Below are 13,024 nucleotides of genomic sequence, written 5' to 3'. Positions count from 1 at the left end.
TGATTGCCCTATTTTTATGCCTAGTTGAGTTTTGTTGCCAACAACTATTTCCTCGCTTGAAATTTCAATGATTTAGCCGTTGCAGATGACTTTGCTTTTGGATCGGGATAATTTTTTAAGGCTTCAATTACTGTTCTGCTTTTGGATTCCGGATACAGTGAAATAGCGGAAACCAATACAATTGCTACACTCATCAAAATTCAGTTTCCATAATCACTAATAATGAAATAAGCACTAGTTGCGGAGAGTAATAGTAAGAACATTAGTTCCTTTACCATTTCGAATAGGGATTTCAAGAACTGATTTTTATCCTGATTGACTATTGCATTCGAGCCAAATTTTGTTCTCGAAAGAAAAACGGCTTCATTAGAAAGTCCTTTTAATTGGTGTGGGTTTCTGTCATAGCAAAATAAATTAAACCGATTTTCTGGATTGGAAACCAAGGTGTATTTTAGAACCAAAGAATTGACTTTGAACGGCAATTTAATTATTTATTGGAAAATGATAGCGATTTTTTGCTTAAAATTATCTATATTTGCACGCAATTAAACTCCAACTACAATTGCAATGATCGCACACAACTCTAAGATTATCGGTGAAGGATTAACTTACGATGATGTTCTATTAGTTCCCAACTACTCAAATGTGCTTCCTCGCGAAGTGAGTATTCAATCCAAATTTTCAAGAAATATAACGTTAAATGTTCCTATTGTATCCGCTGCTATGGATACCGTAACCGAAAGCGCGATGGCAATTGCGATGGCTCAAGAAGGCGGAATAGGCGTTTTGCATAAAAATATGACCATCGAACAGCAAGCTGCGAAAGTTAGAAAAGTAAAACGAGCCGAATCCGGTATGATTATCGATCCCGTTACTTTGCCATTAACTTCAACAGTAGCAGATGCCAAAAATGCCATGAAAGAATTTGGTATTGGAGGTATTCCAATTGTAGATGAAAATCAAATATTAAAAGGAATCGTTACCAATAGAGATTTACGTTTTGAAAAAAATAGTTCAAGACCTATTGTTGAGGTTATGACCAGTGAAAACTTAGTAACTGTTGCCGAAGGTACCTCTCTGGAACAAGCAGAAGTAGTTTTGCAAGGTCATAAAATTGAAAAACTTCCAGTAGTAAATGCTGATTATAAATTAGTGGGTCTGATTACCTTTAGAGACATCACTAAATTGACTCAAAAACCAAATGCAAACAAAGACAAATACGGACGTTTACGTGTAGCTGCAGCGTTAGGTGTAACTGCCGATGCTGTTGAAAGGGCTACTGCTTTGGTTAATGCCGGAGTAGATGCAGTTATTATCGATACTGCTCATGGACATACGAAAGGAGTTGTCGATGTACTAAAATTAGTTAAAGCGAAATTCCCTAACTTAGACGTTATTGTTGGTAATATTGCCACTGCTGAAGCAGCTAAATATCTAGTTGAGAATGGTGCAGATGGAGTAAAAGTAGGGATTGGTCCAGGGTCTATTTGTACGACTCGTATTGTAGCAGGCGTTGGTTTTCCTCAGTTTTCAGCTGTTCTTGAAGTAGCTGCGGCGATCAAAGGTTCTGGAGTTCCAGTTATTGCTGATGGTGGAATTCGTTACACTGGAGATATTCCAAAAGCTATTGCTGCAGGAGCTGATTGTGTAATGTTAGGATCATTATTAGCAGGTACCATGGAATCTCCAGGAGAAACTATTATTTTCGAAGGCAGAAAATTTAAGTCGTACCGTGGAATGGGTTCTGTTGAAGCAATGCAAGAAGGTTCTAAAGACCGTTATTTTCAAGATGTAGAAGATGATGTAAAAAAGCTGGTTCCGGAAGGAATTGTAGGAAGGGTTCCCTACAAAGGGGAATTGAACGAAAGCATGCAACAATTTATTGGTGGTCTTCGTGCCGGAATGGGGTATTGTGGCTCTAAAGACATTCCAACTTTACAGGAAACCGGTCGTTTTGTTCGCATAACAGCTAGCGGAATCAATGAAAGTCACCCTCATAATGTAACCATTACAAAAGAAGCTCCTAATTATTCAAGATAATTTTTAGTTTTTTTAAACAATAAAAAAGGCATAATTAATTCCGCTTAAGGTCTTAATTATGTCTTTTTTCAGTTTTCGGAAAATCGTTATTCTGTAGTATCTGCTAAGTTGTTTTTCAAATGCTCGCTGTCCCAACTGTGATTGGTGGCTGCAACTTGGGAATAAATATCACTTTTCAACAATTGTTCCTGTAATTCAATTTCTTCTTTTACGGTGATCAGATAGGCCATTTTATCATGACGTTTTTCCGCCAATTTTCGGGTGGTAATTTCATCATATTTTATAAATTGCTGCCCTTGTCTGGTAGCGGTATATTTTCTGTGACCTAATTCTACTAAGGCATCTACCCCCATATTGACCGCACTGTATAACGTTTCCCGATAAATGTGTTCTACTTTATGGTCAATTAATTCATAGGCATCAATTCGGTTTCGGGCACGAGTTAAGATCTTTAAATTTGGGAAGTGTTTTTTTAAGGTTTCAATTACTTGCAAATTTACCGTAGGATTATCAATGGCAGCAATAAAAAGTTTGGCAGTATCACAACCTGCAGCTTTCAATAATTCTAAACGAGTGGCATCTCCATAATATACTTTGAATCCCATTTTTCGTAATACATCTATTCGATCAGAATCATAATCTAGGATCGTTGATTTTACGTTATTGGCTCTTAATAGGCGTCCAACTGTACTCCCAAAATGACCAAAACCAGCTATGATTACAGGATTGTCTTCATCAATATAATCACTGTCTTTTTTTGTTTCCTTTTCTTGAAATTTTGAATTAGGATAAATTAAGCGTTCATTTATTAACAGCAAAAAAGGTGTTGCTATCATACTCATAGCAATAACAGCCATGATTTGATTGGCCAAAATGTTAGGAATGATGTTCAGCTGCATAGAGAAGCTCATGATTACAAAACCAAATTCTCCTGCCTGACTTAACCCAAAAGCAAATAATAGGTTTTGGTCTATTTTCTTTTTATGAAAGCGGCTGATTATAAATAAAACGAAAAACTTAACCAAAGTAAGAATAGCTCCAAAAACAAATATGAAAAGGGGATTGTCAAGAATCAGTTTAAAGTTTATCGATGCGCCTACTCCAAGAAAAAAAAGACCAAGCAGTAATCCTTTAAACGGAGCAATATCCCCTTCCAGCTCATGACGAAATTCAGAGTTGGCCAGTACGACTCCAGCCATAAATGCTCCTAGAGCGGGACTTAACCCAACCAGCTGCATCAAATAAGAAACGCCTACAACCAATAACAATGCCGATGCGGTGAACAATTCCTGCAACCGAGTTTTGGCGATAATATGCAATAACGGAACAAATAAAAAGCGGCCTGCAAAATATATTGTTGATATACATCCGATGACTATTAAAGTTTGCAACCAGCTGGAGAAACCTGTAATTAGGGATTGTTGAATTTCATTTGTAGTTTCTAGATTTACGGTAGATAAAAGCGGCAAAAATGCTAAAATCGGAATTACGGCGATGTCCTGAAAAAGAAGAACAGCAAATGACGAACGTCCCACGGAAGTATTTGATAATCCTTTTTCTTTTAAAGTTTGCAATACAATGGCCGTAGAGGATAATGCGAGCGCTAAGGAAACGGCCAGTGTGGTTTCCCATTTCCAATCCATAAAATAAAGACATCCAAAAAATAAAAGAAGCGTTGTTCCAACTAATTGTGCGGAACCCATTCCAATAATAAATTTCCTCATTTTCCAAAACTTACTGGGTTCCAGTTCTAAACCAATTAAAAACAACATCATCACAACGCCAAATTCAGCAAAATGCATAATATCCTGGCCTTCCTGACCAATAAATCCCATTACATAAGGGCCTATTATTATGCCGGCAAATAAATAGCCTAAAATAGAACTTAATCCTAATTTTTTAGCAATAGGAACACAAATAACGGCAGCTGATAAATAAATAATAGCCTGAAGTAAAAAATTGGTATCCATGTTATTGTTGTATTGTGGCAAACCATTCGTTCAAATAATGGTACTGCAAAAGTACTTCCGTATCTAAATTATTGTTGTTTATGTAATCTAGAAAATGGCCATACATTAAACCGTTTTGTTTATAATCATCTTTGGACATATTGTGTGTGCCATGCACAACAAAAGGGGGTAAGTAAATCATGTTGCATACTTTTGCGGTTTGGTTAAACGGCTCGAGCAATTCGGGAATACTGTACCGTTCACTGCCGGTTTTGCAATAATTTTCTTTGTCTCCGCCGGTAGTAATTACTTGAAAAATAATTTTATCTTGCAAGGCTTTTCCTTTTTTTCCGTATGCCCAGTTGTGTTCCAGTACCATATCAATCCATTGTTTCATCAATGGCGGACAACTATACCAGTACATGGGATGATGCCAAATGATGATGTCATGCTGACTTAACAAAACCTGTTCGTGTTTTACATCAATATCAAAATCAGGATACTCTTCGTATAAATCATGGAAAGTTATGTTTTCTGATTCTGGAATATTTTCCACCAAGGCTTTATTTGCGTGCGATTTCTCGTAAAGTGGATGGGAAAATAGGATTAATATTTTGTTTTTTGACATAAAATTGATAAGGTGATTAGCTTATTGAATTATATTTTTTTTTCGCATTTAAAATTTAATAATGATATTAATTGCTACAGTACTACTAAAAATAAAACAAGAAATCCTGGCAAAAAAATCGATAGATTTATTGAGAACGTCTCTTAATAAAGATAATAATTTATTTTAGACGATGGTAAAATACATCTCAAATAAAAGAGGACCCTGTTGAATTATAATTTTATCAAACTTGGAGTACAACAAAAGACCTTGTTTTACTTTTCAAAAAAGGCAGTGAGTAATTTTTCGTTTCCTACAATCCAAAGAATATCATTTTTCTCTAAGATAATATCCGAATTCGGGTTAAGAATCCGTTTTTCATTTCTTTCAATCCCGACGATCAGACCATTCGTTTTTTCTCTTAGCTGTGATTTCCGAATGCTTTTTCCGATAAATTCTTCATTTTCTAGTTCTACTTGTTTTAATATTATAGCGGTTTCTTGTACTAATTCAGGAACTTCAATTTCATTCTGATCCAGATAAGATTTAAATATTTGAACTTGGTCATCGGTTCCAATGACGCAAATTTCATCACCGGGAAATACACGTTCATTGCCATCAGGAATATTTATAGTAATGCCTCCACGTTTTATAAAAGCAATATTAATACCCATGTTTTCTCGGATTTCAAGTTCATTCAATGCTTTACCTGCCAGATTTGATTCTTTGGTAATTTCGAAAAATGCCATATGCCCGTCCCAAGGAGTTAAATCACTTCGTTTCTTCTGTGCTTGAGAAATTTCTCTATCATTGAAATTTCGAAAAAAGTGAAGTTCAATTTTATTGTACAAAGTGTTTAATTTTTTTGGGAACAATAAATAAACAGATATTGCAGCGATCAAAGCGACGAAGGCTATCCAAGGCGACAAAAAATTATCTAATAAGAAGCCAATAAAAAAGATTCCTAAACTAATTCGGATTAGAATCAATACCATTATTGGACCACGATGTTTGCCTGCTTTTTGTAAAGCTTCAATCTGCTCTACCGCCACTTTTCTGAAGGATAACGCCCATAAAAAAGGAGCTATTATTATGGATGTTACCAAGGCTGCTGCTGCGTTTCCAAATTTAGAACTTTCTGTCATTGGAATAATATAACGGTCAGATAAAATAATTATGGCAATAATAATTACAGAATGAACCACAATTTGTGACAACTTTGCTTTCAAAACAATCTGCCAATTACTGGTCGTTTTTACAGATTGTGAATTCACACTATATCGATCTATAGCATTTATCAATTTTTTAGGCAGTATTTTTATTAAGCGTTCATAAACTGGCAACGCTATTTTGATCATAAATGGGGTAGTGAAAGTCGTTACTGCTGAAACTGCAACAATAATTGGATACACAAAATCACTTGTCACTTTTAATGTCATTCCCAAGGTGGCAATGATAAAAGAAAACTCGCCAATTTGTGCTAAACTCATCCCTGACTGGACTGATTGCTTTAGGGGCTGACCGGCAATTAGCGCTCCAAACATCGTACTTATCGATTTTCCAAAAATTGTAATTAACGTGATTACTACAACAGGGACTGCATATTCTACTAAAGTATTTGGGTTGATTAACATTCCTACCGATACAAAGAAAACAGCTCCAAATAAATCTTTTACGGGTTTAATTAAATGCTCAATTCTTTCTGAATGAATGGTTTCAGCAATGATAGAGCCCATTATAAAGGCACCTAGTGCTGGGGAAAAACCTGCTTTTGTAGCTAAGATAACCATCATTAAACAGAGTGCGATTGATATTATCAATAGGGTTTCCTCATTGAATAAATTTTTTGCTTTTTTAAGAAGGGTGGGTATGAAAAAGATACCACCTACAAACCATAATATTAAGAAGAAAAAGAGTTTTAAAACAGATTCGAATAACTCCATTCCTGAAAATTGTTTACTGACAGCTATTGTTGAAAGTAAGACCATCAGCAAAATGGCTACAATATCCTCTATTATCAAGGTTCCAAAAACAATTCCAGCAAATTTTTTCCCCTTTACATTCAGCTCATCAAAAGCACGAAGAATAATTGTTGTTGAAGACATCGATAAAATAGCGCCTAAAAAAATACTATCCATCAAGGACCATCCCATCCATTGTCCGACGAGATACCCTAAAACGATCATAGTGGTTATTTGAAACAGCGCCGTAATAGCGGCTGTACCTCCAACTTTCATCAGTTTTTTAAAACTAAATTCCAGGCCTAAACTAAATAAAAGGAAAATAACACCAATCTCAGCCCAGACTTCGATACTGTTTATTTCTTGTACTGATGGAAAAAAAATAAAATTTGGCCCCGCTAAAAAACCAGCGATTAAATATCCTAAGACTAAAGGTTGTCTTATTTTTTTGAATAAAAGTACCGCAACTGCAGCGGTCATTAATATTAATCCTAAATCACTGATCAGAGGATGTAAATGTTGTGTTATTTGTGATGTTGCTTCTATGGGATTCATTGATGGATGTACTGATTTGTATTAAATGTTTTTTGGTATTGTTGTAATATATAATTTTATTATTATTTATCAAAAAAAACGTTAAAGGATAACTTTTTTTTATGATAATTTTAGTCTTAAAAGAAAATTCTGCTCCCATAAAACGTTAAAATTTTATAGAAGCAGAATTTAATAAGAAGACGGGTTATTTTTTTTTAGCTGATTCCCAAAAAATTACTAGGAGTTATTTGCATTAATTCAGCTTTAATGGCATCCGAAACTTCAAGTGTTGCTATAAAACCGTGAATCGCTTTTTTATCAATAGCTTCATTGGTTCTGGTCAATCCTTTTAATGCTTCATACGGATTAGGATATCCTTCACGACGCAAAATTGTTTGAATTGCCTCGGCAACTACAGCCCAGTTTTTTTCTAAATCTTCGTGGAATTTTGGCTCGTTCAATAACAATTTGTTCAAGCCTTTCAAAGTAGCTTCAAAAGCGATTAACGTATGTCCTATTGGTACACCAATATTTCTCAAAACGGTACTGTCCGTTAAATCACGTTGCAATCTAGACAAAGGTAATTTAGCTGATAAATGTTCGAAAATCGCATTGGCCATTCCTAAATTTCCTTCTGAATTTTCAAAATCAATAGGATTAACTTTATGTGGCATAGCAGAAGAACCTATTTCTCCCGCTTTGATTTTTTGCTTAAAATATTCCATCGAAACATACGTCCAAATGTCTCGGTCCAAATCAATGATGATCGTATTTATTCTTTTCAACGCATCAAAAAATGCAGCAAAATGATCGTAATGTTCAATTTGAGTAGTAGGGAAGGAGTGGTGTAGCCCAAGGTTTTCCTCTACAAATTTCCCTCCAAATTTTCTCCAGTCAATTTGAGGATACGCCACATGATGCGCATTGTAATTTCCAGTTGCACCACCAAATTTAGCTGCAAAAGGAATATTAAACAACAAACGCATTTGTTCTTCCAGACGTTCTACAAAAACACCAATTTCTTTACCCAAACGAGTAGGTGAAGCCGGTTGTCCGTGGGTACGGGCAAGCATTGGAATATCGTGCCATTCGACACTTAAATCTTTTAATTTTGATGTCAAAGTGATTAAGGAAGGCATGTATACTTTCTCGAAAGCTTCTTTTGTCGAAAGCGGAATCGCCGTGTTATTAATATCTTGAGATGTTAATCCAAAGTGAATAAACTCTTTATATTGGGATAAGCCTAGTTTTTCAAAAGCATCTTTGATGAAATATTCTACCGCTTTTACGTCGTGGTTGGTTACTTTCTCTGTCTCTTTGATCCAAAGGGCATCTTCAGTAGAGAAATTTTTATAAATATTACGTAAACTGTCGAATACATCTGGGTTTACGGTTGCAAGTTGAGGCAAAGGTACTTCGCACAAAGCAATGAAATATTCAATTTCAACCAATACACGGTATTTGATTAAGGCTTCTTCAGAGAAAAATGGAGCCAGCGAAATAGTCTTGTTTCTATATCTTCCATCAATAGGAGAAATAGCATTCAATTCGTTTAAAGTAGTCATTGTTTTGTTGTTTGTTCGAAAGGCGCAAATATAACCCTTTCGTGACAAAATAGAAAACGAATGGTTTTTAAATAAAGCCGATTAGCTTCTTTTTTAGTGTTTTCATTCCTTCTGATGCCACTTCAGGAATCACATCTAATGGATTTCGGAGATTTGGAATTTTTATGGGTTTTGGATCAATATAAAAAATAGGTGTTTCGCGGGATGTAAAATCGATTAATCCGGCTGCAGGATACACTTGCAAAGATGTCCCAATCACCGCAAAATAATCTGCACCTTCACTAATTCTAATGGCTTGATCAAGTGCTGGAACTTCCTCGCCAAACCAAACAATATGTGGACGCAATTGATTTTTATTTTCATCGCAATCGCCAAAATTCAAATCGTCCTGCCAATCCAGAATGTAATTTGGGTTTTTGGTACTTCTTACTTTCAACAATTCGCCGTGCAAATGCAACACATTCGTGCTTCCGGCGCGTTCGTGTAAATCATCTACATTTTGTGTGATGATGAAAACATCAAATTCATTTTCTAATTCAGCCAGAATTTGGTGGCCTAAATTAGGGTGCACTTCCTTGAGTTGTTTTCGTCTTTGATTATAAAAATCCAGCACCAAAGCCGGGTTTTTATGCCAACCTTCTGGAGTGGCCACATCCAGCACATTATGCCCTTCCCAAAGTCCGTCGCTATCCCGAAAGGTTTTGATGCCACTTTCGGCACTAATCCCCGCTCCTGTCAAAACCACTAATTTCTTTTTCATTTTATATCAATTTGGGCGTGACCACAAGGGTCGGGCTTTCAGCTTTATCTTTTTGGCTAAAAAGCCCAAAAAGGATACCGCCTCTATCCCTCACGCAAATTCCGCAATCATTTATAATTCAGCTTTTATGGAACAATCCCAAAAGCAGCAATCAGAATCTATTTTTGAAGGTATAAAGCTAGTCTTTTTTACTATTTTTGCATAAATAAATATTCTAATGATTGACATCGATTACCTTAATTTTCTTGAAAATATCCTGACTGATAATCGCAAAGAAAAATTTTTGAAAGTATTGGAAAACAGAACCAAGCATTTTACGATTGCTGTAGAAGATATTTTTCAAATGCACAATACCAGTGCAGTGATGCGAAGCTGCGAGATTTTTGGAATTCAGGAGTTGAACGTTATCGAGCAACGCTACGGAAAAAGTATCGACAAGGAAATTGCCATGGGCGCCCAAAAATGGGTCGATATCAATACCTTCGACAGCATTACAAACTGTGTGGACGCGTTAAAAAGTAAAGGATATCAAATAATCGCTACCACGCCACATGAGAATGATTGTTTGATGGAAGATTTTGACATTTCGAAACCCAGTGCCTTATTTTTTGGAACAGAAAGAGATGGACTATCTGAGGAAATTTTGAAGCGCGCCGATGGTTTTCTAAAAATTCCCATGGTGGGTTTTACTGAGAGTTTGAACATTTCAGTCTCAGCTGCAATCATCATTCAAAACTTGACGAATCGATTGCGCAATTCAAATATTGATTGGCATTTATCCGAAAATGAAATTTTAGAAAAGCGATTGGCTTGGGCCAAAAATTCAATAAAAGACATTAAGCGAATTGAAGAACGGTATTTTGAGGAGCATTAAAACGTTGTTTCACTTTCTAGTTGTATGTCTTTTATATTGTTCGGATTCATTTTATAGCGATAGACGCCGTTATTTCCAATGACAAATAAAGCGAATCAAGGGTTAAAATATTAAGTTTATAAAGGCAGCTGCAATCTTGCCAAGCAGCTGCACTAATAATCCTTTTGCGGATCTAACTTTGCATGCTCTTTGAATATTTGTGTTTTTAATCAACTAATTAAAAAGAGATTCTATAGACTGTCTGATTCTAGACCTTCGCTAGCGCGAGCGTCTCGCTCGTGCCCACAATCTAAATCAATTCAAATCAATTTCTAAAATCGTTTGGTCGTTATTTCCATAATTCCTAGCACTACTATATTTCCAATAGATCCCCGCTAGCGCGTGCGTCCCGCTCGTGCCCACAATCTAAATCAATTCAAATCAATTTCTAAAATCGTTTGATCGTTATTTCCATAATTTCTAGCACTACTATATTTCCAATCTATCGGATCGGTTACAAAACCAGATTCTACAGGGTTTTGATGAATATAGGTAAGCTTTTGTTCAAAAACTTTTAACGACCAAATCTCAATGGGATGATTATCCTGTCGCCAAAATTGTCTATGCTTTACATTGCTATTCTTTTTTCCTGCTCGTTCCATAATCCAAAGCATCCATTCTCTTCGACTTTCTTGAGCGTTTTCTTCAATTGTTTTGAGCAATTTTTTTGATGTAAAACCTTTGAAGTCAAGCATCAATCCTGATGGGTCTCCATTTTCGGAACGAAATATTAAATGCACATGACTAGGCATAATACAATAGCCGTAAATCTCCATTCCCTTTTTCTTTCGACAAAAGTCCAATGACTCAATAATATTACAAAAATATGCGTCTCTAGTAAATACATCAATCCAATTTACAGTTGCGAAGCTCACAAAATAAGCTCCCGTTTTCTCTCCAAATTTATATTTTGTGCTCATTTAGTTTATATTGTGTTTACTTTGTGGGCACGAGCGAGACGCTCGCGCTAGCGGGGGAATTATGCAAATTATTTGAACGATTTTTTGTACAAATTATCTAACATAGAGAAAGGAGGTATTAGGCAGTTTGACGTCCCAGCGCTTTGCGAGGTTGCGGACTAAATAAGCCTTAACTTTTAGGTTATTACTGAACTTTATTGATATGCCAAAACTTTGAATTAATCACTTACCCCGCAATCTTGCAAAACGCTTGTTATACCACGTTATACAAAAAAGTGAACTCCATAATTTATGAAATTCACTCTTTATTATAAGTTAAAATTCAGATTTAATCATTCAAAGTACATTTTGTGCAAGAACCAGCATCACAATATTTTGCACCCATAAATGATTTTTTTACACAACCAGAACCACTACTACAACTGCAAGTAACAGCTGCATCATCAATTTCAGAAATACCTAATTCTGTTGAAAAAGAATTTGATTTTACTGGAACCATTATTTCATTACCAAATAAATTAACTTTTGAAAATGAATAACCCGCAGGTGGATTTTTGTTTTCAGTAATAAAACTTGGTATATTTTTATCATAAATTACAGAATAAAATTCCAAAAGTGCTTTTTTAACTTCTGTTTTATTTAAAAAATGCTCTGAAATACTTTTAGAAATAATTTTGTTTTTCGATGAAGTTAAAAGACTTTTTGATTCAGATACAAAACTAACCCCCGCTAGCGCGAGCGTCCCGCTCGTGCCCACAATCTAAATCAATTCAAATCAATTTCTAAAATCGTTTGATCGTTATTTCCATAATTTCTAGCACTACTATATTTCCAATCTATCGGATCGGTTACAAAACCAGATTCTACAGGGTTTTGATGAATATAGGTAAGCTTTTGTTCAAAAACTTTTAACGACCAAATCTCAATGGGATGATTATCCTGTTGCCAAAATTGTCTATGCTTTACATTGCTATTCTTTTTTCCTGCTCGTTCCATAATCCAAAGCATCCATTCTCTTCGACTTTCTTGAGCGTTTTCTTCAATTGTTTTGAGCAATTTTTTTGATGTAAAACCTTTGAAGTCACGCATCAATCCTGATGGGTCTCCATTTTCGGAACGAAATATTAAATGCACATGACTAGGCATAATACAATAGCCGTAAATCTCCATTCCCTTTTTCTTTCGACAAAAGTCCAATGACTCAATAATATTACAAAAATATGCGTCTCTAGTAAATACATCAATCCAATTTACAGTTGCGAAGCTCACAAAATAAGCTCCCGTTTTCTCTCCAAATTTATATTTTGTGCTCTTTTAGTTTATATTGTTTCTGCTTTGTGGGCACGAGCGAGACGCTCGCGCTAGCGGGGTTGCTAAAACGTTCGCAAGTATATTTTAAATCTTTTTCAAATCTGTCGCAGATTATTGAGTAGATTTTTATTGATTTTAGGGCTTTAGGCTGATTAATCATATATTTAAACGTGCGTTAGATACACTTTAAATATACTGATTATCAGCTTATTAATATAATTTTAAACAGATATTTCTTTCTTTTTAAACCCTTGATTCGCATTAATATTGTGTTTACTTTGTGGGCACGAGCGAGACGCTCGCGCTAGCGGGGTTGCTAAAACGCTCGCAAGTATATTTTAAATCTTTTTCAAATCTGTCGCAGATTATTGAGTAGATTTTTATTAATTTTAGGGCTTTAGGCTGATTAATCATATATTTAAACGTGCGTTAGATACACTTTAAATATACTGATTATCAGCTTA

General features: G+C 35.3%; 11 protein-coding genes and 1 pseudogene. 2 read left to right on the top strand and 10 right to left on the bottom strand.

Annotated elements, in window-relative coordinates; genetic code table 11:
- Nucleotides 1–44 precede the first annotated feature (44 nt).
- Both EKL97_RS15580 and EKL97_RS10225 read right to left on the bottom strand, forming a co-directional pair.
- Nucleotides 45–194, bottom strand: coding sequence for a hypothetical protein (locus tag EKL97_RS15580; protein ID WP_158614926.1), 150 nt, complete (start codon nt 192–194; stop codon nt 45–47).
- 6 nt (nt 195–200) lie between these two features.
- Nucleotides 201–482, bottom strand: a complete 282-nt coding sequence (locus tag EKL97_RS10225) for a cation-transporting P-type ATPase (RefSeq protein WP_158614925.1) — start codon at nt 480–482, stop codon at nt 201–203.
- A gap of 85 nt (nt 483–567) precedes the next feature.
- Here EKL97_RS10225 and guaB point away from each other — a divergent pair, with 85 nt between their 5' ends.
- Nucleotides 568–2,040 carry an IMP dehydrogenase gene (guaB, locus tag EKL97_RS10220; protein WP_126454571.1) on the top strand — a complete coding sequence of 491 codons (1,473 nt, stop codon included), beginning with the start codon at nt 568–570 and terminating at the stop codon, nt 2,038–2,040.
- Between the two features lie 86 nt (nt 2,041–2,126).
- Here guaB and EKL97_RS10215 read toward each other — a convergent pair whose 3' ends face one another.
- The 5 genes from EKL97_RS10215 to EKL97_RS10195 form a co-directional block, all read right to left on the bottom strand.
- Nucleotides 2,127–4,010: a monovalent cation:proton antiporter-2 (CPA2) family protein gene (locus EKL97_RS10215; protein WP_126460265.1), complete on the bottom strand. Its 1,884-nt coding sequence runs from the start codon at nt 4,008–4,010 to the stop codon at nt 2,127–2,129.
- A gap of 1 nt (nt 4,011) precedes the next feature.
- The gene (locus tag EKL97_RS10210) at nt 4,012–4,617 is read right to left on the bottom strand and encodes an NAD(P)H-dependent oxidoreductase (RefSeq protein ID WP_126456328.1); all 606 of its coding nucleotides are present in this window, start codon (nt 4,615–4,617) and stop codon (nt 4,012–4,014) included.
- 254 nt (nt 4,618–4,871) lie between these two features.
- Nucleotides 4,872–7,112: a cation:proton antiporter gene (locus EKL97_RS10205; protein WP_126568778.1), complete on the bottom strand. Its 2,241-nt coding sequence runs from the start codon at nt 7,110–7,112 to the stop codon at nt 4,872–4,874.
- A 194-nt stretch (nt 7,113–7,306) separates the two neighbouring features.
- Nucleotides 7,307–8,656 carry an adenylosuccinate lyase gene (gene purB, locus EKL97_RS10200; protein ID WP_126460271.1) on the bottom strand — a complete coding sequence of 450 codons (1,350 nt, stop codon included), beginning with the start codon at nt 8,654–8,656 and terminating at the stop codon, nt 7,307–7,309.
- Nucleotides 8,657–8,723: 67 nt separating this feature from the next.
- Complete coding sequence (locus EKL97_RS10195; protein ID WP_126460274.1) at nt 8,724–9,416, bottom strand: SIR2 family NAD-dependent protein deacylase; 693 nt, start codon at nt 9,414–9,416, stop codon at nt 8,724–8,726.
- Between the two features lie 217 nt (nt 9,417–9,633).
- Here EKL97_RS10195 and EKL97_RS10190 point away from each other — a divergent pair, with 217 nt between their 5' ends.
- The gene (locus tag EKL97_RS10190; RefSeq protein WP_126568777.1) at nt 9,634–10,290 is read left to right on the top strand and encodes a TrmH family RNA methyltransferase; all 657 of its coding nucleotides are present in this window, start codon (nt 9,634–9,636) and stop codon (nt 10,288–10,290) included.
- Nucleotides 10,291–10,700: 410 nt separating this feature from the next.
- Here the strand turns inward: EKL97_RS10190 and EKL97_RS10180 are convergent, their stop codons facing one another.
- The 3 genes and pseudogenes from EKL97_RS10180 to EKL97_RS10170 form a co-directional block, all read right to left on the bottom strand.
- The gene (locus tag EKL97_RS10180; RefSeq protein ID WP_126561936.1) at nt 10,701–11,249 is read right to left on the bottom strand and encodes an REP-associated tyrosine transposase; all 549 of its coding nucleotides are present in this window, start codon (nt 11,247–11,249) and stop codon (nt 10,701–10,703) included.
- A gap of 328 nt (nt 11,250–11,577) precedes the next feature.
- A complete protein-coding gene (locus EKL97_RS10175; RefSeq protein WP_126568776.1) occupies nt 11,578–11,862 on the bottom strand; it encodes a hypothetical protein in 285 nt (94 codons plus the stop codon).
- 152 nt (nt 11,863–12,014) lie between these two features.
- A pseudogene (locus tag EKL97_RS10170) lies at nt 12,015–12,560 on the bottom strand (REP-associated tyrosine transposase); the annotation flags it as partial.
- Nucleotides 12,561–13,024: the final 464 nt, after the last annotated feature.

It is taken from the genome of Flavobacterium sp. LS1P28 (assembly GCF_003970335.1).
GTDB lineage: Bacteria > Bacteroidota > Bacteroidia > Flavobacteriales > Flavobacteriaceae > Flavobacterium.
The sequence above is the reverse complement of the archived record's forward strand: the minus strand, read 5'-3'. Positions and strand labels throughout refer to the sequence as shown.

Excerpts from the sequence above, each read along its gene's own strand:
- purB (WP_126460271.1), bottom strand. The coding sequence starts at position 8,656 with ATGACTACTTTAAACGAATTGAATGCTATTTCTCCTATTGATGGAAGA.
- EKL97_RS10195 (WP_126460274.1), bottom strand. The coding sequence starts at position 9,416 with ATGAAAAAGAAATTAGTGGTTTTGACAGGAGCGGGGATTAGTGCCGAA.
- EKL97_RS10215 (WP_126460265.1), bottom strand. The coding sequence starts at position 4,010 with ATGGATACCAATTTTTTACTTCAGGCTATTATTTATTTATCAGCTGCC.
- guaB (WP_126454571.1), top strand. The coding sequence starts at position 568 with ATGATCGCACACAACTCTAAGATTATCGGTGAAGGATTAACTTACGAT.
- EKL97_RS10210 (WP_126456328.1), bottom strand. The coding sequence starts at position 4,617 with ATGTCAAAAAACAAAATATTAATCCTATTTTCCCATCCACTTTACGAG.
- EKL97_RS10190 (WP_126568777.1), top strand. The coding sequence starts at position 9,634 with ATGATTGACATCGATTACCTTAATTTTCTTGAAAATATCCTGACTGAT.
- EKL97_RS10205 (WP_126568778.1), bottom strand. The coding sequence starts at position 7,112 with ATGAATCCCATAGAAGCAACATCACAAATAACACAACATTTACATCCT.
- EKL97_RS15580 (WP_158614926.1), bottom strand. The coding sequence starts at position 194 with ATGAGTGTAGCAATTGTATTGGTTTCCGCTATTTCACTGTATCCGGAA.
- EKL97_RS10180 (WP_126561936.1), bottom strand. The coding sequence starts at position 11,249 with ATGAGCACAAAATATAAATTTGGAGAGAAAACGGGAGCTTATTTTGTG.